This window comes from Enterobacter sp. BNK-22 (assembly GCF_048684805.1).
Taxonomy (GTDB): Bacteria; Pseudomonadota; Gammaproteobacteria; order Enterobacterales; family Enterobacteriaceae; genus Enterobacter; species Enterobacter quasiroggenkampii.
In genome coordinates, this window is record NZ_JBLQTT010000001.1 from 1,525,730 (window position 1) to 1,546,653 (window position 20,924).

General features: G+C 55.2%; 22 protein-coding genes. 13 read left to right on the plus strand and 9 right to left on the minus strand.

Going from position 1 to position 20,924, the window contains the following annotated elements:
* The first annotated feature begins 1 nt into the window (after position 1).
* From rsxG to gstA, 5 genes are all read left to right on the plus strand, one after another.
* Complete coding sequence (gene rsxG, locus ACMGGE_RS07025; protein WP_167212932.1) at positions 2 to 622, plus strand: electron transport complex subunit RsxG; 621 nt, start codon at positions 2 to 4, stop codon at positions 620 to 622.
* Between the two features lie 2 nt (positions 623 to 624).
* A complete protein-coding gene (locus tag ACMGGE_RS07030; RefSeq protein ID WP_008500569.1) occupies positions 625 to 1,311 on the plus strand; it encodes an electron transport complex subunit E in 687 nt (228 codons plus the stop codon).
* Positions 1,308 to 1,943, plus strand: coding sequence for an endonuclease III (gene nth, locus ACMGGE_RS07035; RefSeq protein WP_008500570.1), 636 nt, complete (start codon positions 1,308 to 1,310; stop codon positions 1,941 to 1,943). The genes ACMGGE_RS07030 and nth overlap by 4 nt, the downstream gene beginning before the upstream one ends.
* Before the next feature lie 591 nt (positions 1,944 to 2,534).
* Complete coding sequence (gene dtpA, locus ACMGGE_RS07040; protein WP_045910333.1) at positions 2,535 to 4,043, plus strand: dipeptide/tripeptide permease DtpA; 1,509 nt, start codon at positions 2,535 to 2,537, stop codon at positions 4,041 to 4,043.
* A 105-nt stretch (positions 4,044 to 4,148) separates the two neighbouring features.
* Positions 4,149 to 4,754, plus strand: coding sequence for a glutathione transferase GstA (gene gstA / locus ACMGGE_RS07045; RefSeq protein WP_248221195.1), 606 nt, complete (start codon positions 4,149 to 4,151; stop codon positions 4,752 to 4,754).
* Between the two features lie 90 nt (positions 4,755 to 4,844).
* Here gstA and pdxY read toward each other — a convergent pair whose 3' ends face one another.
* From pdxY to anmK, 5 genes are all read right to left on the minus strand, one after another.
* The gene (pdxY, locus tag ACMGGE_RS07050; protein ID WP_420293579.1) at positions 4,845 to 5,705 is read right to left on the minus strand and encodes a pyridoxal kinase PdxY; all 861 of its coding nucleotides are present in this window, start codon (positions 5,703 to 5,705) and stop codon (positions 4,845 to 4,847) included.
* Positions 5,706 to 5,771: 66 nt separating this feature from the next.
* Positions 5,772 to 7,046 (minus strand): tyrosine--tRNA ligase, encoded by a 1,275-nt coding sequence (tyrS, locus tag ACMGGE_RS07055; protein WP_023335449.1) that lies wholly within the window; start codon positions 7,044 to 7,046, stop codon positions 5,772 to 5,774.
* A gap of 125 nt (positions 7,047 to 7,171) precedes the next feature.
* Positions 7,172 to 7,828 (minus strand): pyridoxamine 5'-phosphate oxidase, encoded by a 657-nt coding sequence (gene pdxH, locus ACMGGE_RS07060; RefSeq protein ID WP_008500575.1) that lies wholly within the window; start codon positions 7,826 to 7,828, stop codon positions 7,172 to 7,174.
* A 57-nt stretch (positions 7,829 to 7,885) separates the two neighbouring features.
* Positions 7,886 to 8,209, minus strand: coding sequence for a C-type lysozyme inhibitor (gene mliC, locus ACMGGE_RS07065; protein WP_025758348.1), 324 nt, complete (start codon positions 8,207 to 8,209; stop codon positions 7,886 to 7,888).
* A gap of 93 nt (positions 8,210 to 8,302) precedes the next feature.
* A complete protein-coding gene (gene anmK / locus ACMGGE_RS07070) occupies positions 8,303 to 9,427 on the minus strand; it encodes an anhydro-N-acetylmuramic acid kinase (RefSeq protein ID WP_045910332.1) in 1,125 nt (374 codons plus the stop codon).
* 255 nt (positions 9,428 to 9,682) lie between these two features.
* Between anmK and slyB the strand changes: the two genes are divergently transcribed.
* Entirely contained in the window at positions 9,683 to 10,150 is a 468-nt protein-coding gene (gene slyB / locus ACMGGE_RS07075; RefSeq protein ID WP_008500578.1) for an outer membrane lipoprotein SlyB, read from the plus strand.
* Between the two features lie 196 nt (positions 10,151 to 10,346).
* Complete coding sequence (locus ACMGGE_RS07080) at positions 10,347 to 11,708, plus strand: MASE4 domain-containing protein (protein ID WP_420293580.1); 1,362 nt, start codon at positions 10,347 to 10,349, stop codon at positions 11,706 to 11,708.
* 35 nt (positions 11,709 to 11,743) lie between these two features.
* Here ACMGGE_RS07080 and slyA read toward each other — a convergent pair whose 3' ends face one another.
* Complete coding sequence (slyA, locus tag ACMGGE_RS07085; protein ID WP_021241135.1) at positions 11,744 to 12,184, minus strand: transcriptional regulator SlyA; 441 nt, start codon at positions 12,182 to 12,184, stop codon at positions 11,744 to 11,746.
* Positions 12,185 to 12,370: 186 nt separating this feature from the next.
* On the opposite strand from slyA, the gene ACMGGE_RS07090 reads away from it, so the two are divergent.
* From ACMGGE_RS07090 to ACMGGE_RS07100, 3 genes are read left to right on the plus strand one after another with little or no spacing between them, the layout of a single operon-like run.
* Positions 12,371 to 12,607 carry a DUF1656 domain-containing protein gene (locus ACMGGE_RS07090; protein ID WP_024909360.1) on the plus strand — a complete coding sequence of 79 codons (237 nt, stop codon included), beginning with the start codon at positions 12,371 to 12,373 and terminating at the stop codon, positions 12,605 to 12,607.
* A gap of 2 nt (positions 12,608 to 12,609) precedes the next feature.
* The gene (locus tag ACMGGE_RS07095) at positions 12,610 to 13,470 is read left to right on the plus strand and encodes an HlyD family secretion protein (protein WP_048030737.1); all 861 of its coding nucleotides are present in this window, start codon (positions 12,610 to 12,612) and stop codon (positions 13,468 to 13,470) included.
* Complete coding sequence (locus tag ACMGGE_RS07100) at positions 13,470 to 15,503, plus strand: FUSC family protein (RefSeq protein WP_334754766.1); 2,034 nt, start codon at positions 13,470 to 13,472, stop codon at positions 15,501 to 15,503. The genes ACMGGE_RS07095 and ACMGGE_RS07100 overlap by 1 nt, the downstream gene beginning before the upstream one ends.
* On the opposite strand, the gene sodC is transcribed toward ACMGGE_RS07100, so the two are convergent.
* The 3 genes from sodC to ACMGGE_RS07115 form a co-directional block, all read right to left on the minus strand.
* Entirely contained in the window at positions 15,482 to 16,000 is a 519-nt protein-coding gene (gene sodC / locus ACMGGE_RS07105; RefSeq protein ID WP_048030739.1) for a superoxide dismutase [Cu-Zn] SodC, read from the minus strand. The genes ACMGGE_RS07100 and sodC overlap by 22 nt on opposite strands.
* An 80-nt stretch (positions 16,001 to 16,080) precedes the next feature.
* A complete protein-coding gene (locus ACMGGE_RS07110; protein ID WP_021241132.1) occupies positions 16,081 to 16,977 on the minus strand; it encodes an aldo/keto reductase in 897 nt (298 codons plus the stop codon).
* A 48-nt stretch (positions 16,978 to 17,025) separates the two neighbouring features.
* A complete protein-coding gene (locus ACMGGE_RS07115) occupies positions 17,026 to 17,265 on the minus strand; it encodes a DUF1289 domain-containing protein (RefSeq protein WP_048222771.1) in 240 nt (79 codons plus the stop codon).
* A 149-nt stretch (positions 17,266 to 17,414) separates the two neighbouring features.
* Between ACMGGE_RS07115 and eptA the strand changes: the two genes are divergently transcribed.
* The 3 genes from eptA to ACMGGE_RS07130 are packed head-to-tail and all read left to right on the plus strand — an operon-like array spanning position 17,415 to position 20,833.
* Complete coding sequence (gene eptA, locus ACMGGE_RS07120) at positions 17,415 to 19,040, plus strand: phosphoethanolamine transferase EptA (protein ID WP_167212915.1); 1,626 nt, start codon at positions 17,415 to 17,417, stop codon at positions 19,038 to 19,040.
* A gap of 41 nt (positions 19,041 to 19,081) precedes the next feature.
* Entirely contained in the window at positions 19,082 to 19,681 is a 600-nt protein-coding gene (locus tag ACMGGE_RS07125; RefSeq protein WP_008500589.1) for a TetR/AcrR family transcriptional regulator, read from the plus strand.
* Positions 19,682 to 19,735: 54 nt separating this feature from the next.
* The gene (locus ACMGGE_RS07130) at positions 19,736 to 20,833 is read left to right on the plus strand and encodes an alkene reductase (protein ID WP_039023853.1); all 1,098 of its coding nucleotides are present in this window, start codon (positions 19,736 to 19,738) and stop codon (positions 20,831 to 20,833) included.
* The last annotated feature ends 91 nt before the right edge of the window (positions 20,834 to 20,924 follow it).

Sequence of the window (20,924 nt, forward strand, 5' to 3'; positions counted from 1 at the left end):
CATGTTAAAAACGATGCAAAAACACGGCGTCACGCTGGCTATCTTCGCCGCGGTGCTGACAGGGCTGACGGCGCTGGTTAATGCGCTGACCAAAACGACCATCGAAGAGCAGGCCTCGAAGCAGCAAAAGGCGCTGTTCGATCAGGTGATCCCGTCCGACTTCTACGATAATGACCTGCAAAAAAGCTGCTTTGTGGTAGACGCGCCGCAGCTTGGGAAAGGCCCGCACCGCCTCTTTATTGCCCGCAAAGGGGATAAACCGGTCGGCGCAGTGATGGAAGCGACGGCGCCTGACGGCTATTCCGGTGCCATTCAGCTGCTTGTGGGCAGCGATTTCTCCGGCACCATACTGGGCACCCGCGTGACGGAACACCATGAAACGCCGGGTCTTGGCGATAAAATTGAAACCCGTCTGAGCGACTGGATTTTGCACTTTGCCGGTAAAGTGATCCATGGTGAAGATGACACCGCGTTTGCGGTGAAGAAAGATGGCGGCGAGTTTGACCAGTTCACCGGTGCGACCATCACCCCACGTGCGGTGGTGAATGCCGTAAAACGAGCCGGGCTGTATGCTGAAACGCTGCCCGCGCAAATCAACAATCTTCCGGCCTGTGAGGAGTAATCATGAGCCAGGTTAAAGAGGTTATTGTCCAGGGGTTGTGGAAAAACAACTCCGCGCTGGTTCAGCTTCTGGGCATGTGCCCACTGCTGGCGGTGACATCCACCGCCACCAACGCGCTCGGTCTGGGTCTGGCAACCACGCTGGTATTGACCCTGACCAACCTCTCCATCTCTGCCCTGCGCCGCTGGACGCCGTCGGAAATTCGTATTCCGATTTACGTCATGATCATTGCGTCGGTGGTCAGTATTGTTCAGATGCTGATTAACGCCTACGCGTTCGGTCTGTACCAGTCGCTCGGGATCTTCATCCCCCTTATCGTCACCAACTGTATCGTGGTCGGGCGTGCGGAAGCCTTCGCGGTGAAAAACAGTCCAGCCATGTCGGCGCTGGATGGTTTTTCCATTGGCATGGGCGCCACGTGCGCCATGTTCGTGCTGGGATCCCTGCGTGAAATCCTCGGCAACGGTACGCTGTTTGACGGCGCAGATGCGCTGCTGGGCGGCTGGGCCAAAGCGCTGCGCATTGAAGTGTTCCACACCGATACGCCATTCCTGCTGGCGATGCTGCCGCCCGGTGCGTTTATTGGCCTTGGCATGATGCTGGCGATAAAATACCTGATTGATGAGAAACGTAAGCGCCGCGCGGCTGAGCGCAGCGTTCTGGAAGGGACACCCGAGAAGGCCTCATGAATAAAGAAAAGCGCATTGCGATCCTGACCCGTCTGCGGGACGAGAACCCGCACCCGACGACGGAGCTGAATTTTACCTCCCCGTTTGAGCTGCTGATCGCGGTGTTGCTCTCTGCACAAGCGACCGACGTGAGCGTCAATAAAGCCACCGCCCTGCTCTATCCGGTCGCCAATACGCCGAAGGCCATGCTGGAGCTGGGCGTGGAAGGCGTGAAGTCGTATATCAAAACCATCGGCCTCTTTAACAGCAAAGCCGAGAACGTCATTAAGACCTGCCGGATCCTGCTGGAACAGCACGGCGGCGAAGTGCCGGAAGACCGCGCTGCGCTGGAAGCCTTACCGGGCGTAGGTCGTAAAACCGCGAACGTGGTGCTCAATACCGCGTTTGGCTGGCCCACTATCGCCGTCGATACGCATATATTTCGCGTGTCTAACCGGACCAACTTTGCGCCGGGGAAAAATGTCGAGCAGGTCGAAGAGAAGCTGCTCAAAGTGGTTCCGGCTGAATTTAAGGTTGATTGCCATCACTGGCTGATTCTGCACGGTCGTTACACGTGTATTGCCCGTAAGCCTCGCTGCGGCTCCTGCATTATTGAAGATCTCTGCGAATACAAAGAAAAAGTATATCCCTGAACCACAAAACCCCACACCAAAAGAAGGGTGATGGTGCACGCTTCTTTTGGCCGTTATTTGTTCGCCTTTCGTCTCCCCCAGGCTGTCACTTGTTCGGTGCTTTAACGCTCAAACAGGTTAATACTTTTTTCATAGCCGAAAATTTCTATACATCTGTGATCGCGATCACCCTGATAACTTCATGTTGTTTTTTTGTTGTCAAAATCGAGCTAAAGCCTTTGTCTGACAAGACACTCTTCTTTTTTTACCGACGATAAGACCAGCTATTTTTCAGAATTTGGGCTATATCACTACCAGAGACGGCAAATAGCAGAACATATCGCCAAACACCGGTCCTGACGGGTCTCTGCCAGTCGAAAAAACTACCTTTACACATCGTATAAAATTTAACGCTGAATAACATTTGTATGAACCGACGATTATACCACCCCAGATATATGTAACAGATTATTACAAACGTATTGCCAGATGGGGCAGGATAGTGAACATTACCCGCCGTTTCTCCTCCCAATATAACTATAAGGCGTATGGACTACGGCCATCACGCTATGAACACCCCCGTTAATATGGGATGTAAAAAAAGAGGTATATGTGTCTACTGCAAACAATAAACCAACAGATGAAAGCGTGAGTCTTAACGCTTTTAAACAACCAAAAGCGTTCTATCTCATCTTCTCTATCGAGTTATGGGAGCGTTTTGGTTACTACGGCCTGCAAGGGATCATGGCAGTTTACCTGGTGAAACAGCTGGGTATGTCCGAAGCCGATTCCATCACGCTGTTCTCCTCCTTCAGTGCTCTGGTGTACGGTCTGGTCGCGATTGGCGGCTGGCTGGGCGATAAAGTCCTCGGCACTAAACGTGTCATCATGCTGGGCGCCATTGTCCTGGCAATTGGCTATGGTCTGGTTGCATGGTCAGGGCACGATGCCGCTGTCGTGTATATGGGTATGGCGACGATTGCCGTCGGTAACGGTCTGTTCAAAGCGAACCCGTCCTCCCTGCTCTCTACCTGCTACAGCAAAGACGATCCGCGTCTGGACGGTGCATTTACCATGTACTATATGTCCATCAACATCGGTTCGTTCTTCTCAATGCTGGCCACCCCATGGCTTGCAGCAAAATTCGGCTGGAGCGTGGCGTTTGCGCTGAGCTTCGTCGGTATGCTGATCACCGTGGTGAACTTCCTGTTCTGCCGCAGCTGGGTTAAAAACTACGGTTCAAAACCGGACTTCGAGCCTGTGCATATGGGCAAACTGCTGGCGACCATTGTGGGCGTTGTTGCTCTGGCGGCCATCGCTACCTGGCTGCTGCACAACCAGGGCATCGCACGTGCCGTTCTGGGCGTGGTTGCGCTGGGTATCGTGGTCATCTTTGCGAAAGAAGCATTCGCCATGCAGGGTGCTGCCCGCCGTAAGATGATCGTGGCGTTCATTCTGATGCTGGAAGCGATTATCTTCTTCGTACTGTACAGCCAGATGCCAACCTCTCTGAACTTCTTCGCCATTCGTAACGTTGAGCACTCCATCCTGGGTATTGCGTTCGAACCGGAGCAGTATCAGGCGCTGAACCCGTTCTGGATCATGATTGGTAGCCCAATTCTGGCCGCTATCTATAACAAGATGGGCGACCGTCTGCCAATGCCGCACAAGTTCGCTATCGGTATGGTGCTGTGCTCCGGCGCGTTCCTGGTGCTGCCGCTGGGTACCAAATTTGCTACCGACGCCGGTATCGTATCCGTTAACTGGCTGATCCTGAGCTACGCGCTGCAGTCTATCGGCGAACTGATGATCTCCGGTCTGGGTCTGGCGATGGTTGCACAGCTGGTGCCACAGCGTCTGATGGGCTTCATTATGGGTAGCTGGTTCCTGACGACTGCGGGTGCAGCCATTATCGCAGGCAAGATTGCGAACCTGATGGCCGTACCGGAAAACGTCACTGATCCACTGGTTTCTCTGAACGTCTACGGTACCGTGTTCATGCAGATTGGTATCGCGACTGCCGTTATTGCCGCTCTGATGCTGCTGACTGCACCGAAACTGAATCGAATGACTCAGGACGACGACAAGACCGCTAAGGCGACCAAAACCGCTACCGCGTGATATCCGTGAGAAACGACTGACCAGAAGCCGCTAATCTATTAGCGGCTTTTTTTTTATCCGTTTGCGCACTAACATAGCTGAAACCTCAGCGAAAAGGAGTTACCGATGAAACTGTTCTACAAACCGGGCGCGTGCTCTCTTGCTTCCCATATCACCCTGCGCGAGAGCGGCAAAGATTTCACGCTGGATGGCGTTGATCTGATGAAAAAACGTCTGGAAAACGGCGATGATTTTCTTGCCATTAACCCGAAAGGACAAGTTCCGGCGCTCCTGCTGGATGACGGTACTCTGCTGACCGAAGGCGTGGCGATTATGCAGTTCCTGGCCGATAGCGTACCCGATCGCCAGCTGCTGGCCCCGGTCAGTACCATTTCTCGCTATAAAACGCTGGAGTGGCTGAACTACATCGCCACCGAGCTGCACAAAGGCTTTACCCCCCTGTTCCGCCCGGATACGCCGGAAGAGTTTAAGCCTACCCTGCGCGCCCTGCTGGAGAAAAAGCTGCAGTACGTTAACGAATCGCTGAAAGACGAGCAGTGGATTGGCGGGTCGCGCTTTACGATTGCCGATGCGTACCTGTTCACCGTGCTGCGCTGGGCGCGTGCGCTTAAGCTGAATCTGGAAGGGTTAGACCACATTGCATCGTATATGAAGCGTGTAGCAGAGCGTCCTGCGGTGGCTGCGGCGCTGAAAGCGGAAGGGTTGAATTAACCGAGCAGACTGTGTTGCCGGGTGGCGCTGACGCTTACCCGGCCTACGAATTCCGTAGGCCCGTGCAAGCGCAGCGCCGCCGGGCGGTGTTTAAAGCTGGGTTGCGCTGAAATAGTGCTCCGGCTTCGCGATTCGATCCTGTGCTGCGACCACCTGCAGCTCATATTCGTGCATCTCTTTCGTCGCCGTCATAATTTCGTACACTGCCGCAGTAACATGCTCCAGCGCATCGCGCAGCGTTGCCCCTTGCAGCAATTTCACCAGCAGCAGGCCGCTGGTCACATCCCCCACACCCACCGGCTGGCGCAGGCCAAAATCCACCAGCGGACGGCTGATGTGCCAGGCATCATCTTTCGTCACCAGCAGCATCTCAAAGCGATCCTGACTTAGCCCTGCGCGCGCGAGGTGTTTTACCAGCACAACCTCAGGCCCCTGCGCGATCAGCTCGCGAGACGCGCTTACGGCCTCTTCTACGCTGTTAACCGGATGCTCGCAGAGAATTTCCAGTTCAACCAGGTTTGGCGCAATGATATCGCTGGCGGGCAGCGCGTGGCGGACGTGGAACTCCGCGACACCCGGCGCCACGATGCAGCCTTTCTCCGGATGGCCCATGACGGGGTCGCAGAAATATTTTGCCGACGGGTTAGCGGCCTTCACCTGGCGTACGATGCCGAGAATATGCTCCCCCTGCTCCGCGGAACCAAGATAACCGCTCAGTACGGCGTCACAGCGCTTGAGCTGGCCGATATCGGCAATGCCCTGCACCACCTCAGTGAGGTGTGAAGGCGGCATTACGCAGCCGGTCCATTTGCCGTACTGCGTGTGGTTGGAAAACTGAACGGTATTGAGGGGCCAGACGTTGGCGCCGAGGCGGCGCATCGGGAATTCCGCTGCGCTGTTGCCAGCATGTCCAAAAACAACGTGGGACTGAATGGCGAGGATGTTCTTCATTTTATGCTTACCCAACCCTTAAAAAACAAAAGGGGCGTGGTTTCCCACGCCCCTGAAGACTGTGACTTATTTCCAGCAGACAAGGCAGTAGTTTTTCTTACCGCGACGCAGCAGGGTGTAGCGGCCATACAGACGGTCGCCGTCAACAAAGGTGTATTCCGGGTCGGCCTGCTTTTCACCGTTGATGGTGATGGCGTTGGACGCGATGGTTTTACGCGCCTGACCGCGGGAAGGCTGGAGTTCAGAATCCACCAGCGCCTGCATCAGGTCAGCCCCTTTCTCCATCTCAACCATTGGCACGCCGTCCTGCGCCAGCTGTTCGAAGTCCGCTTCGCTCAGATCGCTCAGGGTGCCGTTAAACAGGCTAGCGGTAATGCGTTTTGCCGCGGCCAGACCTTCTTCACCGTGAACCAGTTTGGTCACTTCATCCGCCAGCACGTACTGCGCGCGCGGCGCTTTACCGCTGTTCTTGTCTTCTTCTTCCAGCGCGTTGATCTCTTCAATATCCATAAAGGTGAAGAACTTCAGGAAGCGGTAAACATCGGCGTCCGCCGTGTTGATCCAGAACTGGTAGAATTTGTACGGGCTGGTTTTCTTCGGATCGAGCCATACCGCACCGCCTTCCGTCTTACCGAATTTGGTGCCGTCTGCTTTAGTGATCAGCGGAACGGTCAGACCAAAGACCTGATTCTGGTGCAGGCGACGGGTCAGGTCGATACCGGAGGTGATGTTACCCCACTGGTCAGAACCACCAATCTGCAGGGAAACACCGTGCAGTTTGTTCAGGCAGGCAAAGTCATACCCCTGCAGCAGGTTGTAGGAGAACTCGGTAAAGGAGATACCCTGGTCGTCACGGTTCAGACGCTGCTTCACGGCCTCTTTGTTAATCATCTGGTTAACAGAGAAGTGCTTGCCGATGTCACGCAGGAAGGTCAGCACGTTCATGCTGCCAAACCAGTCGTAGTTGTTCGCGGCAATCGCGGCGTTATCGCCACAGTTGAAGTCGAGGAACGGTGCAACCTGTTTGCGGATCTTATCGACCCACTCCTGCACGGTATCTTCGGTGTTCAGTTTACGCTCAGCGGCTTTGAAGCTTGGGTCACCAATCAGACCGGTCGCGCCGCCCACCAGGGCAACAGGCTTATGGCCCGCCATCTGGAAGCGTTTCAGGCATAACAATGGAACAAGATGCCCCAAATGCAAGCTGTCAGCGGTGGGATCGAAGCCGCAATAGAGCGCGATCGGGCCTTGCGCCAGTCGCTCTGCTAACGCTTCCTCGTCCGTCACCTGGGCCACGAGACCCCGCTCTTGCAATTGTTTAATCAAGTTACTGCTTGCCATCAAATTCTCCATGTATAAACGACTGCACCTTTGCCGGTACACGACTTTTCGCCTGATGCGAAAGGACCATAGAATAAAGCGCAAGCGCGGTGTGCGCTAGCGCTTAAATCAACAAATTTCGGGGATTACGGCGCCAGTCTGTCGATTTTCCAGCCGCCATTCTCGCGCTGGTATAAAAAGCGGTCGTGCAGGCGATGTTCGCCCCCCTGCCAGAACTCGATTTGCTCAATCGGGATGCGGAAACCACCCCAGAAGCTCGGCAGCGGGATTTCACCCTGCTGGAACTTCTGCTTCAGCTCGAGGAATTTACTTTCCAGCACCCCGCGGGCGGAAATGCGGCTGGACTGTTTTGATACCCAGGCGCCAATCTGGCTGTCACGCGGGCGGCTGTGGAAATACTTCACCACTTCCAGCGTCGAGAGACGTTCCGCTTTGCCGGTCACCATGACCTGACGTTCCAGCATGTGCCACGGGAACAGCAGGCTGATACGCGGATTGTTTTCCAGATGGTGTGCTTTGCGGCTGCCAAGGTTGGTGTAGAACACCAGTCCTTTCTCGTCATAATGCTTGAGCAATACGATGCGCTGATAGGGTTGACCATTTTCATCCACCGTCGCGACGACCATGGCCGTGGGGTCGGCCAGTTTCGCTTCGCAGGCCTGTTTCAGCCAGCGTTCAAAAAGCACGAGGGGTTCAGCGGGAAGATCCTGGCGACGCAGGCCGCCTTTGGTGTATTCACGGCGCAGATGCGCAATTTGCTGCAGTTCGTCGTTATCTGACATGGCGTTAGCTGACATTGAGAGTGGGTGGCGCTATTGTGCGCCGCCCCTGTAAAAATCTCAACGCTTCGGATTTTCGAGCTGGCAATTGTTCAGCACAATACGGTCACGTTTGTAGACCGTGGCGCTGTCGCCTTTCGACCAGAAGACATAGATACCGTCGGTGTAACGCGCGCCCGAGGCTGAAATGCCCTGCTTCAGCGTCAGCAGTTTATTGTCATAAACAAAACTGGCTTCCTGGCGTGGATTGTTCAGCTTCACGGTCAGCGGTTTTTCGTCGCAGCGATACTCAAGCGTATCGGTCTGCATGCGCTCAAGGAGCTGGTTGTAGACGCTGCATCCTGACAGCAACAAAGGGGCGGCAATAAGAAGAAGTTTTTTCATGGGCGTATTCCGAAGACTTTCCTGGTCCTGGAGGGCATGGCTGCCCCCCTGTTTCGTTCCATTTTAACGACGACGCGCCGCGCTGAATTTCAGTTAACTCTGATTATGACGCGGATTTGCCGGGAAAATCGCCCCAAGGACACTCGCCTCGCGCGCGCCGGTTACCGACGGTAAATTGCCCGGCAGCCCGGCAATGGTGCGCCAGGCAAGCCAGGCGAAGGCCAGCGCCTCCATATCATCACCGCTGATGCCGGCCTCATCGGTCGTCGACACTTCGGTGCCCGGCAGCAGCCCGGCAAGACGCGCCATCACCAGCGGGTTACGGCTTCCCCCGCCGCACACCAGCAGGCGTTCACATCCGCCACTGAGGAGCACCTGTTCGGAAATCGACACGGCCGTAAGCTCGGCAAGCGTGGCCTGAACATCCTGCGGCGCGAGCGCCGGGAATGACGCCAGCTGGCGCTCAAGCCAGCCAAAGTTGAAGTATTCACGCCCCGTGCTTTTCGGTGCCGGTAAGGCAAAATAAGGATCGCTCAGCATGGACTGCAACAGCGGGATAATCACCTTACCCTCGCTCGCCCACTCCGCGTTTTTATCGTACGGTTGACCGCACTGACGCCAGATCCAGGCATCCATTAACATATTGCCCGGGCCGGTATCGTAGCCGCGGACCGGCTGCCCGGGGATAAGCATCGACAGATTGGCGATCCCACCAATGTTGAGCACCATACGCCGTTCTGAAGGGTGCGCCAGCAGCGCCTGATGAAACGCGGGCACCAGCGGTGCGCCCTGTCCGCCAAGGGCAATATCGCGACGACGGAAATCGCCGACCACCGTGACGCCCGTCTTCGCCACAATCTGGTTGTTATCGCCGATTTGCAGAGTATGCGGGGCCTCTCCGATGGGCTCATGCCAGACCGTTTGTCCGTGACACCCGATGGCGACCACATCCTGCGGGCGAAGATGTTCTTTTTGCATCAAAGCCTGCACCGCATCCGCAAACAGCGCCCCGAGGCGGACATCCAGCTGTCCAAGCTGGGAGAGGGTCAGCTGCTGCCCCTGACAGATACTGAGAATATCCTCTTTCAGTGAAATGGGGATTGGCCAGGTCAGGCTCGCCTGCTGTGCCACCATGTTTTCATCAATGGCGGCCAGAACGACATCTACCCCATCCAGACTGGTGCCTGACATCACACCAATGTAGCGACCCGATTTCATGCGCTTTCCTTACGTTGCGTGGGCTAAGGATATCCACTCAACCATAAACGGCGTCGCTTTGCCATCCGGCAATAATATTTTTTAAAAATGTCAGACGGGTAGCGCGGGCGGATCCTGTTTATGTCTCGTTAAGTCAAATTCAAGTACAATTTTCCTATTGTTAGTGCAAAGATATGAACTATGGCTCCTTATGCCATATAATTTAGCCATAACGGATGCCCCCAATCGGGCGTTTTTGGTGAACAGGAGATTCAAATGATTTTACGTGTACTGGGCGTTTCGCTGATTGGTTTAACTCTGGCTGGCTGTGTGAATGACAGTTCACTTTCTGGCGACGTTTACAGCGCTTCTGAAGCGAAACAGGTTCAGAACGTGACTTACGGTACCGTTGTTAACGCACGCCCTGTACAGATTCAGGGTGGTGATGAAAACAACGTGATGGGCGCAATCGGCGGTGCCGTTCTGGGTGGTTTCCTGGGTAATACCGTCGGCGGTGGTACGGGTCGCTCTCTGGCGACAGCCGCAGGTGCCGTTGCGGGTGGCGTAGCCGGCCAGGGCGTTCAGGGTGCGATGAACAAAACTCAGGGCGTAGAGCTGGAAATTCGTAAAGACGACGGCAGCACAATCATGGTTGTTCAGAAACAGGGCAGCACCCGCTTCTCTGCAGGCCAGCGCGTTGTACTGGCGAGCAACGGAAGCCAGGTGACCGTTTCTCCACGTTAATTAAAAGTGGATGTGGTCCTCGGGCCACATCCATTTACAATATATATCACTCTCACAAATATAATTACAAAATACATTCACACCATCCATTATTAATCACCCCTTATATTGTTTCTGCGCAAAGTATTTATTGCACTAATTGATTAGACTCTTCGCAATCACCTTCTCTTTATTCATTATAATTTGTAAAAATTCTATGCTTGCGAATCGTCGTGCTCTAACGAGCCGTTATATCGCGTTCTGTCTCGGTTGCCTTGTTGTTATCGGGATATTACACGCGCTGTTTTTAAAACTCGTTGAATGGGTTCCGTCCTTTTCACCGCTTTTATTCCCTACGCTCACCATTTTTCTTCTGGTGTTTCACCTGTTTATTGCCTGTTTTATGGCGATGAAATACGGGTGTGACAAAAGACGGTTGTATCTGGTCGCAATCGCCTTTGCCTTTGCCGGATCCGCATTGCTGATGGTCGGAACGCTGACCAGCTTCCCCGCCTGGCTGGATCTCTATCAGTTCAACGTCGTGAACTACAACGATGCGATGATCTACTATATGTTCCGCCACTTTTTAATGGCGGTGCTGTTCATCGTGGCGGCAATACTCTATCCCATGCGCAATTACCCTCTTTCACGGCTGGCGCATATCTCAATTGTGAGCGGGGCGTCTCTTTTTACCGCCTGTGCCGTGGGACTGGCCTGGATATATTCCAGCCACTCGCCCTTGTTATCGATTGACCTGGTTGATAATGAAACCCGGCAGTTTATGGTCCTCTGGAGCCATTGCATTAATATCTCTTTAATTGTTTTCTGGGTGATAACATTAGTAGCGCTGATGTTTGTCACGCGCGTGCGCAATTTATTCTGGGTAGGCGGAAATTTTCTGTGCGTTTGCTATATCGTCACGCTTTCAATGCTGTTAGCGGCTGGACATGCCGAAGATATCTCCTGGTACCGCGCCAGGTTATTTGAAACTGTCGCCACGCTGCTGATTATTTTTGTTCTGCTTTACGATGTCTTCAGACTGTATCGCGACTCGCACGTAAAATATCAGCAGTCCTATCAGAACTCGATCCGCGACCCGCTCACGCGCCTTTATAACCGCAGCTATTTTTATGAATCGTTAAACCAGGCGCTGGATATCGCCAGACCCAACCGCCCCGTTTCCGTCATTGTCAGCGATCTCGATCGCTTCAAGCGCATTAACGACACCTACGGGCATCTTCAGGGCGATAAAGTCCTGCAGTTTGTCGCCAACCTGCTGATGGATTCCGTGCGCCCGCAGGACATCGCGGCCCGTATCGGCGGCGAGGAGTTTGTGCTGATGCTGGCCAACACGTCGTCAGACTCCGCGTACCAGGTGGCCGAGCGCATATGTCTGAAGCTAAGCAGCTTTGATAAAACCAGCAGCGGCGGTCAGTTGCCGGAGCCCATCACCATCAGTATGGGGGTGTTTACGGCAACGTCATCAACGATAACCGCAGAAGCGTGCGTGGAAAGTGCCGACAAGGCGATGTATGAAGCGAAGGAGACAGGTCGTAATCGTGTGGTCGTCTTTAAGTAAAAAAAGGCCTTGCTGGTGCAAGGCCTTCGTGTTTATCAGTCGCGAGACTGCAGCTCATGAATATTTTGCTCAAGGCGAGCAATGAGGCTGATGAGCATTTCCAGCTCCGCCGGTGAAACGCCTGAGAGGATTTCACCGCGCGTTTTGGTGATGACGGCTTCCATTTCGGTGATGATAGGCGCCGCTTTCTCAGTGAGTTTAATCCGCTTAGCACGACGATCGCTGGCGCAGGTTTGTCGGGAGATCAACCCCTTCTCTTCCAGCTGATCAAGCGTGCGCACCAGCGACGGTTGCTCAATGCCTATCGCTTTTGCCAGCTGAATTTGTGACTGATCGGGCGGAAGCTGATGAATGTTGTGCAGCGTGACCCAATGCGTCTGTGTTAATTCCAGAGGTTTCAGGCGATGGTCAATCAGAGCACGCCAGACGCGTACCAACCTTGCCAGATCAGAACCTAATGGCGATTCCAATTTCATCTCCTTATAATTAGCTTGCTAAGTTATTATACTGATTTTAGAATAGTGTGCAGCATTTGTATTGCCAAAACAAATGCAATACTGCATTCATCGAACTTAAAAGTATGACTTACACTGAATTGTGATGCTTCATCATACTAAGACAAGCCAACGCGGCATTCTGTTCACTGCAAAGGATTTCTGCCCGTGACGTTTTTTCATCGCTCAGAGGGGTTACCCCTTCAGGATCTGATCTTCGGTGCGTCAGTCTACTTTCCTCCCCTGTTTAAGGCCGTGCTGGTGGGCTTTATTCTCTGGCTCATCGCGCATCGTCTGCTTCGCGACTGGATGTACTCCGGCGAAATCTGGCATCCCATGCTGATGGATCTTTCCCTGTTTGCCCTCTCCGTATGTCTGGGCCTTGCTGTCTTGATGGTGTGGTGACTATGCCTCTGAAAACGCTGAAGTACTTTTCCACCCTCTTTGTTCTCGCCCTCGCGCTGGTTGCAGGCTGGTGGATGTGGAATTTTTATATGCAGTCCCCCTGGACCCGTGACGGCAAAATTCGCGCTGAACAGGTCAGCATCACCCCTCAGGTGTCGGGAAGCATCACGACGCTGCTCGTTAAGGATAACCAGTACGTCAAAAAGGGTGAGGTACTCTTCCGGATCGACGATACCCCGTACCACATCGCGATTCTGAACGCCGAGGCGCAGCTGGCAAAAGCCCAGTCAGACTTAGCGAAGGCGAATAACGAGGCCAACCGCCGCCGGCATTTATCGCAAAATTACATCTCAGCGGAAGATTTAGACACCGCCAACATCAACGTGAAGGCCATGCAGGCGAACGTCAACGTGGCCGAAGCCACGCTGAAGCAGGCCCAGTGGGAGCTGACCCAAACGGTGATTACCGCGCCGGTTGACGGGTGGGTAACCAACCTTTCCGCTCGCGTGGGGAATTATGCCACCACGGGCCAACCCGTTTTTGCCCTCGTCGACAGCCACTCCTTCTACGTGGTGGGCTATTTTGAAGAGACCAAGCTTCGCCATATTCGCGAGGGATCGCCCGCCGCCATTACGCTTTACAGCGGCTCGCAGAAGTTACAGGGTCACGTATCCAGCATTGGCCGCGCCATTTACGATCAAAGCGTCGAAACGGATTCCGGCCTGGTGCCGGACATCAAGCCGAACGTGCCCTGGGTGCGTCTCGCTCAGCGCGTGCCGGTTCGCGTGGAGTTTGACCATTTACCGCAGGACATCACGCTGGTCTCCGGCACCACCTGTACTGTCTCCATCGGAAACCGGTGATGAAGCTGCCGGCACTCTCCTGGCAAAACACGCCGTGGATCAAAGCGACGCGCCCTCAGTGGCGCTACGCGCTGCGTAACGGCATTGCCATGTGTCTGGCGCTGACCGTCGCCTATTACCTGAACCTGGATGAACCCTACTGGGCAATGACCTCTGCCGCGGTGGTGAGTTTTCCTACGGTCGGCGGGGTGATCAGTAAGAGCCTTGGGCGCATCGCCGGCAGCCTGCTGGGTGCCACGGCGGCGTTAATTATCGCCGGCCATACGCTGAACGATCCGTGGATGTTCCTGCTGAGCATGGCGGCGTGGCTGGGGTGCTGTACCTGGGCCTGCGCCCATTTTACAAATAACGTCGCCTACGCTTTCCAGCTGGCGGGCTATACCGCCGCCATTATCGCCTTCCCGGTCGTCAACGTGCTCGACACCACCGAACTGTGGGATATCGCGCAGGCGCGCGTCTGTGAAGTCATTGTCGGGATCCTCAGCGGCGGCTTCATGATGATGATCCTCCCCAGCACCTCCGACGGCACCGCGCTTATCACCGCCCTCAAGACCATGCACACCCGGCTGCTTGAGCACGCGAGCCTGCTGTGGCAACCGGATACCAGCGATGAGATCCGCCTCGCGCATGAAAAGGTGATCGGACAGATCCTGACGATGAATCTGTTGCGTATTCAGGCGTTCTGGAGCCACTACCGCTTTCGTCGTCAGAACACCCTGCTAAATTATTTACTACACCAGCAGCTGCGTATGACCAGCGCCATCTCCAGCCTGCGCCGGATGCTGCTCAACTGGCCGACGCCGCCGGAAAACACCCGTGCCGTCATCGAAACGCTGCTCGCGGCTCTCGCGCGCCCGGATGCGGACATCTACACCGTTGCGAAGATCATCGCCCCGCTCGCCCCGGTTGATGAGTACGACTATCGCCATCGCGCCTTCTGGCAACGTCTGAATTACTTTTGCCGACTCTACCTGCGCAGCAGCCGCTGGATTATCGCGGTTGAGAATGCCACGCCGGTCACGGAGTTCAACGTGCCCGGGAGCCCGGCTCTCGCCCGCCATACCGACTACCTGGAAGCGCTATGGAGCGGTTTTCGCACCTTTTGCGCGCTGATGCTGGTGGGGGCGTGGAGCATCACCACGCAGTGGGAGTCCGGTACGGCGGCCCTGACGCTTGCTGCCATCAGCTGCGTGCTTTACTCCGTCGCGGCCTCGCCGTTCAACTCGCTGACGCTCCTGCTACGCACCCTGGTGCTGCTGTCGTTGTTCAGTTTTGTGGTGAAGTTTGGCCTGATGGTGCAGATAAGCGATCTGTGGCAGTTCCTGCTGTTTCTGTTTCCGCTGTTGACCACCATGCAGCTACTCAAGCTGCAAATGCCAAAACAGGCGGGCCTCTGGGGACAGTTGATTGTCTTTATGGGCTCGTTTATCTCCGTGACCAATCCGCCGGTTTATGATTACGCCGATTTTCTTAATGACAACCTGGCGAAAATCCTTGGCGTGGGGCTGGCGTGGCTGGCTTTCGCGGTGTTGCGCCCCGGCTCCGATGCCCGCAAAAGCCGCAGGCATATCCGGGAGTTACGCCGGGGGTTTGTGGACCAGCTCAGCCGTAAACCGCATCTTCGTGAAAACGAGTATGAATCGCTGGTTTATCATCACGTGAGCCAGCTCAATAACAGCCAGGACGCGCTTTCCCGACGCTGGCTGCTGCGCTGGGGCGTGGTGCTGTTGAACTGTTCGCATGTGGTCTGGCAGCTTCGCGGGTGGGAAACACGTTCCGACCCGCTGTCGCAGGTTCGCGATGTGTGCATATCTCTGCTTCGCGATGTGATGAGCGAACGCGGTGTCCAGCAGCGACCGCTGGCAACCACGCTGAATGAACTGCAGCGGATCTGCGATACGCTTGCACGACATCATCTCCCCGCCGCCCGTGATTTGGCCTCGATAATCTGGCGGCTGCACTGCTCGCTGTCACAGCTGGAGCAAGCACCACCGCCGGGTACCATTGGGGATCAGATCACGCCGCAGGCATAACGCGCCCCGCCGCCGCCAAGCGGTTTAGGCTGATCGGACATATTGTCGCCGCCGACATGAATCATTAGCGCTTTACCTTTTACCTCATCCAGCTTTTTCAGACGCGGCGCGACAACGGGATCGGTGGCTTTACCGTCGTTATTGACCACCAGCACGGGCAGATCGCCCAGATGTCCCATTCCATCCGGGCCCTCATGCTTGCCGGTATGCTGGGGATCCAGATGCCCCCCTGCCGCTTCCGCCGCCGACGCTTTACCCTCTTTTAATGCGGGCTGACAACTGCCTTTGGCGTGAACATGGAAACCATGCTCACCGGGAGGGAGTGCTTTGAGGTTAGGAGCGAACTCCAGCCCTTTGTCGGTTTCCGTGATTTTCACTGTACCGATGGACTGACCCACACCCTGAGAGGTGACGAGATTCATTTCCACTTCGTCGCTGGCTGCCTGCGCCCCTGCGCAAACAACCAGCGCGACCATTGCCAGAGCAAAACGCTTCATATGACCTCCGCTGGTTATTTTTTGCCCCTTAAGTGTATACCAGGGGCAAAGATTTCACCGGAAAGTCACCTTCTGGCGGTTTATGGCACGTCGTAACCCAGCGCGGCTTTGCGGATGCGGAACCACTGCTGGCGGGTCATCTGCAGCTCTTCAGCGGCCAGTGCAGAACGCACGCGTTCTATTTTGCCGGAACCAATAATGGGCAGCGGTTTTGACGGCAGACGCAGGATCCAGGCGTAAACCACCTGTTCGATGCTCTCCGCGTTCAGCTCGCGGGCGATAGTGTCCAGTTCGTTGCGCAGCGGCTGGAATTCATCATCATTAAACAGGCGTCCACCTCCCAGGCACGACCAGGCCATCGGGCGAATACGCAGCTGTTGCAGCTGGTCGAGGGTACCGTCCAGCAGAAGCGGCTGGTGTACCGGGGAGATCTCCACCTGGTTGGTGGCCAGGGTAAACGGCAGGCGAGACTGAAGCAGTGCAAACTGCGCCGGGGTAAAGTTGGAAACGCCAAAGTGACGCACTTTGCCGCTCTGATGCAGGTTCAGGAAGGCTTCTGCCACCTCATCGGCATCCATGAGCGGATCCGGACGGTGGATTAACAGCAGGTCGATACGGTCGGTCGCCAGATTGACCAGCGACTGCTCAGCGCTCTTGATGATATGCGCGCTGTCGGTGATGTAATGCCCTAGGGCGTGTTCCGGTTTTGCCGTGGTGGCAATCCCGCACTTCGTGACGATCTCCATGCGGTCGCGGAGTGCCGGAACCAGCTTGAGCGCCTCGCCGAATGCGGCTTCACACTGATAACCACCGTAAATGTCCGCATGGTCGACCGTGGTAACGCCCAGATCGATATGCTCTTCAATAAAGCTCGCCAGCTGGAGGGGGGACATATTCCAGTCCATCAGGCGCCAGTAGCCCATCACAAAACGGGAGAATTCTGGCCCCTGGGGGGCAAGGGTAATTCGCTGAACCATAACATTTTCCTCAAGGACGTGATGTCATGAGTATACGCAATTACCGTGTTAAAAAAGTGAAGGTTGCTGGGGTTCTTCGGTCTCACTGGCTTTGTTTGCGCGTATTTTGCGCAGAAGACGCTGTCGGCAGAGGCGTAGCACCTCCTGCTTTTGCGTGTCGCTAAAGTTTTGCCAGTTGAAACGCTCGTCGCGGGTACGCATGCACCCGCGGCAATATCCACGTTCATCCACCTGACAAATCCCCCGGCACGGGCTCTGGATGGGGAAAAACTCCAGCTGCTCTGCCACACTCACCTCCGGATAACCACTCTCACCTACAGTGAAGACGCTAAACGCGCCACGTGCAAGGCCCATACCACAGATTTGTGGCATTAAGGTTTCACTAATCTTCCCTCTTTATACTCGGCCCATCATGACAATGACAGGTTTACCGATCGATGTGGTTAATCAAAAAGTTACAATGTAACGACATTAAATTTACTCTGGGCTGTGCACTCTTCTTTACGCTAATCAACGGGCTGTTTATCCAGCGCAGCTGGGCCATTATTGCCCCTGCGCACCTGCACGACATCCTCTTTGCCGCGTCCGTACCGCTGGTGCTGTTTTGCGGCTGGGTGATTGTGTTTAGCCTGCTGAATATCCCCTATATCCGCAAGCCGCTGCTGATCGTCTTAACGGTCGGATGTGCCGCGGCAACCTACTTCATGTACACCTACGGCGCGGTGATCGATCAGAACATGATTGTGAACGTGTTCGAAACCAACTCTCAGGAAGCGACAGCCCTGGTGACGCCGCAGATGATTCTGTGGATTGTTATTGCTGGCCTCGTGCCTTCCGTGGTGCTGGCGCTGACCCGCATTCGTACCGGGAAATGGTGGTATGCCCTGCTGACGCGCGTTGCCGCGATGCTTGGCGCCCTGCTGGTAATTATCCTGATTGCCGCCGTGTTTTATAAAGATTACGCCTCGCTGTTTCGCAACAACAAAAGCATCGTCAAAATGGTGACCCCGGCCAACTATGTCAGCGCCGTGGTGAAGTACAGCAAAATGCGCTGGTTTGCCGGCGATCAAACGCTGGTACGGATTGGCGAAGATGCCCATAAAGGACCGTTGATTTCAGGTCAACAAAAGAAAACCGTTCTGGTACTGGTCGTTGGGGAAGCCTCTCGCGCGGCGAACTACTCCCTGAATGGTTACGATCGTGAAACGAACCCGGAGCTGAAAAAGCAGGATGTGATTAACTTCCCGCAGGCCTCCTCATGCGGCACTGAAACCGCCGTTTCCGTTCCGTGCATGTTCTCCGGCATGACGCGTAGCAAATACGATGCCGACCTGGCGCACCATCAGGAAGGTCTGCTCGATGTGCTCAAGCATGCGGGGATCAACCTGCTCTGGCGCGACAACGACGGCGGCTGTAAAGGCGCCTGCGATCGCGTGCCGCATACCGATATGACGCAGTGGAATCTGGATCAGTTCTGCAAAGACAAATCCTGTATTGATGATGTGAATTTCTACCGTCTGGACAATGTGCTGGATGGTCTGAAGCAGGACACGGTGCTGGTTATCCACCTGATGGGGAGCCACGGTCCGGCGTACTATCGCCGTTACCCGGACACTTTCCGGAAATTCACCCCAACCTGCGACACCAACGAGATTCAGGATTGCGATCATCAGGCGCTGATGAATACCTATGACAACACCATTCTGTATACCGACAGCATGGTCAGCAAAACCATTGATGCGCTGAAAGCTCGCCAGGCAAGCATGAATACCGCGCTGATTTATCTCTCGGATCACGGTGAGTCACTGGGTGAAAGCGGCATTTATCTGCACGGGACGCCGTACATGCTGGCGCCGGAGCAGCAAACGCACATTCCGTTTATGTTCTGGCTGTCACCGGACTACGCGAAAAACTTTGGCATCAATGAACAGTGTTTACGCGACCATGCAGCAAAAAATGCGGTCTCCCAGGACAATTTATTCTCAACCGTATTGGGTATGATGGACGTTAAATCAACGGTTTATCAACAGCAGCTGGATATTCTGAACGCATGTCGTCAATAAACTCGCTTGCATTAGACCGAACGGTCTATTAGAGTGCGGCCATGAGCAGAAATACTGAACACGATACCCGCGAACATCTACTGGCAACCGGCGAGCGTCTTTGCATGCATCGCGGGTTTACCGGTATGGGGTTGAGCGAGTTATTAAAAACCGCTGAGGTACCGAAGGGGTCGTTTTATCACTACTTCCGGTCCAAAGAGGCCTTTGGCGTGGCAATGCTGGAGCGTCATTACGCGGGCTACCACCAGCGTCTGGCGACCCACTTTGCGTCGGGTGAAGGAAACTATCGGGATCGTGTTCTTAACTACTATCAGGAAACGCTGAACCAGTTCTGTCAGCAGGGCATTATCAGCGGATGCCTGACGGTCAAGCTGTCTGCCGAGGTGTGCGATCTTTCCGAAGACATGCGATCGGCGATGGATAAGGGTGCCCGCGGCGTGATCGCCCTGCTGGCCCAGGCGCTGGAAAAAGGCCGCGACGAAAAAACGCTGGCCTTTACCGGCGACCCCTTAATGCAGTCTCAGGTGCTCTATTCCCTGTGGTTAGGGGCCAATCTGCAGGCAAAAATTTCGCGCAGTGCCGTGCCGCTGGAAAGCGCGCTGGCACATGTGAAAAACAGCATTACTGCGCCTGGCGTATAACGGGCGCTTTTTATTTACCTTATTACTAGTCGACTGGTCTACTCAGGAGTCTTTATGTCAGCTGAAAAACTGTTTACCCCATTGAAAGTGGGTGCCGTCACGGCGCCAAACCGCGTGTTCATGGCTCCGCTGACCCGTCTGCGCAGCATTGAGCCGGGTGACATCCCCACCCCGCTGATGGGCGAATACTATCGTCAACGCGCAAGCTCTGGTCTGATCATCACCGAAGCCACGCAGATCTCTGCGCAGGCGAAAGGTTACGCCGGTGCGCCGGGCCTTCACAGCCCGGAACAGATCGCGGCATGGCAGAAAATCACCGCGGGCGTTCACGCTGAAGAGGGCCGTATTGCGGTCCAGCTGTGGCATACCGGTCGTATCTCACACAGCAGCATCCAGCCTGGCGGTCAGGCACCGGTCTCCGCGTCAGCCCTGAGCGCCAATACCCGTACTTCCCTGCGCGATGAAAACGGCAACGCGATCCGCGTGGATACCTCTATGCCGCGCGCGCTGGAGCTGGACGAAATCCCGGGGATTGTTAACGACTTCCGTCAGGCCGTGGCCAACGCCCGTGAAGCCGGCTTTGACCTGATTGAGCTGCACTCCGCGCATGGCTATCTGCTGCACCAGTTCCTGTCACCGTCGTCTAACCACCGCACCGATCAGTACGGCGGCAGCGTCGAAAACCGCGCCCGTCTGGTGCTGGAAGTGGTGGATGCGGTATGCAAGGAGTGGAGCCCGGACCGTATCGGGATCCGCGTCTCCCCAATCGGGTCTTTCCAGAACGTCGACAACGGCCCGAACGAGGAAGCGGATGCGCTCTATCTGATTGAAGAGCTGGCCAAACGCGGTATTGCCTATCTGCACATGTCTGAGCCTGACTGGGCTGGCGGTAAGCCTTACACTGAAGCCTTCCGCCAGAAAGTGCGCGAGCGCTTCCACGGGGTGATCATCGGTGCAGGTGCCTATACGCCTGAGAAAGCCGAAGATCTGATTAATAAAGGGCTGATCGATGCCGTCGCGTTTGGCCGCGACTACATCGCCAACCCGGATCTGGTTGCTCGCCTGCAGAAAAAAGCGGCGCTCAACCCGCAGCGTCCGGAAAGCTTCTACGGCGGCGGCGCGGAAGGCTACACCGACTACCCTTCACTGTAATCTCGCCATTGTTCATTGATAGCGGCGACAGTTCGCCGCTATACTAAAACATCGTTTCTGTTCAAAAAGCTTTTTTATTCCATTGGTTAAT

What these genes read in the sequence shown, in the direction of transcription:
- rsxG (WP_167212932.1), top strand. Translation starts at nt 2, where the DNA reads ATGTTAAAAACGATGCAAAAACACGGCGTCACGCTGGCTATCTTCGCC.
- ACMGGE_RS07030 (WP_008500569.1), top strand. Translation starts at nt 625, where the DNA reads ATGAGCCAGGTTAAAGAGGTTATTGTCCAGGGGTTGTGGAAAAACAAC.
- nth (WP_008500570.1), top strand. Translation starts at nt 1,308, where the DNA reads ATGAATAAAGAAAAGCGCATTGCGATCCTGACCCGTCTGCGGGACGAG.
- gstA (WP_248221195.1), top strand. Translation starts at nt 4,149, where the DNA reads ATGAAACTGTTCTACAAACCGGGCGCGTGCTCTCTTGCTTCCCATATC.
- pdxY (WP_420293579.1), bottom strand. Translation starts at nt 5,705, where the DNA reads ATGAAGAACATCCTCGCCATTCAGTCCCACGTTGTTTTTGGACATGCT.
- tyrS (WP_023335449.1), bottom strand. Translation starts at nt 7,046, where the DNA reads ATGGCAAGCAGTAACTTGATTAAACAATTGCAAGAGCGGGGTCTCGTG.
- pdxH (WP_008500575.1), bottom strand. Translation starts at nt 7,828, where the DNA reads ATGTCAGATAACGACGAACTGCAGCAAATTGCGCATCTGCGCCGTGAA.
- mliC (WP_025758348.1), bottom strand. Translation starts at nt 8,209, where the DNA reads ATGAAAAAACTTCTTCTTATTGCCGCCCCTTTGTTGCTGTCAGGATGC.
- anmK (WP_045910332.1), bottom strand. Translation starts at nt 9,427, where the DNA reads ATGAAATCGGGTCGCTACATTGGTGTGATGTCAGGCACCAGTCTGGAT.
- slyB (WP_008500578.1), top strand. Translation starts at nt 9,683, where the DNA reads ATGATTTTACGTGTACTGGGCGTTTCGCTGATTGGTTTAACTCTGGCT.
- ACMGGE_RS07080 (WP_420293580.1), top strand. Translation starts at nt 10,347, where the DNA reads ATGCTTGCGAATCGTCGTGCTCTAACGAGCCGTTATATCGCGTTCTGT.
- slyA (WP_021241135.1), bottom strand. Translation starts at nt 12,184, where the DNA reads ATGAAATTGGAATCGCCATTAGGTTCTGATCTGGCAAGGTTGGTACGC.
- ACMGGE_RS07095 (WP_048030737.1), top strand. Translation starts at nt 12,610, where the DNA reads ATGCCTCTGAAAACGCTGAAGTACTTTTCCACCCTCTTTGTTCTCGCC.
- ACMGGE_RS07100 (WP_334754766.1), top strand. Translation starts at nt 13,470, where the DNA reads ATGAAGCTGCCGGCACTCTCCTGGCAAAACACGCCGTGGATCAAAGCG.
- sodC (WP_048030739.1), bottom strand. Translation starts at nt 16,000, where the DNA reads ATGAAGCGTTTTGCTCTGGCAATGGTCGCGCTGGTTGTTTGCGCAGGG.
- ACMGGE_RS07110 (WP_021241132.1), bottom strand. Translation starts at nt 16,977, where the DNA reads ATGGTTCAGCGAATTACCCTTGCCCCCCAGGGGCCAGAATTCTCCCGT.
- eptA (WP_167212915.1), top strand. Translation starts at nt 17,415, where the DNA reads ATGTGGTTAATCAAAAAGTTACAATGTAACGACATTAAATTTACTCTG.
- ACMGGE_RS07125 (WP_008500589.1), top strand. Translation starts at nt 19,082, where the DNA reads ATGAGCAGAAATACTGAACACGATACCCGCGAACATCTACTGGCAACC.
- ACMGGE_RS07130 (WP_039023853.1), top strand. Translation starts at nt 19,736, where the DNA reads ATGTCAGCTGAAAAACTGTTTACCCCATTGAAAGTGGGTGCCGTCACG.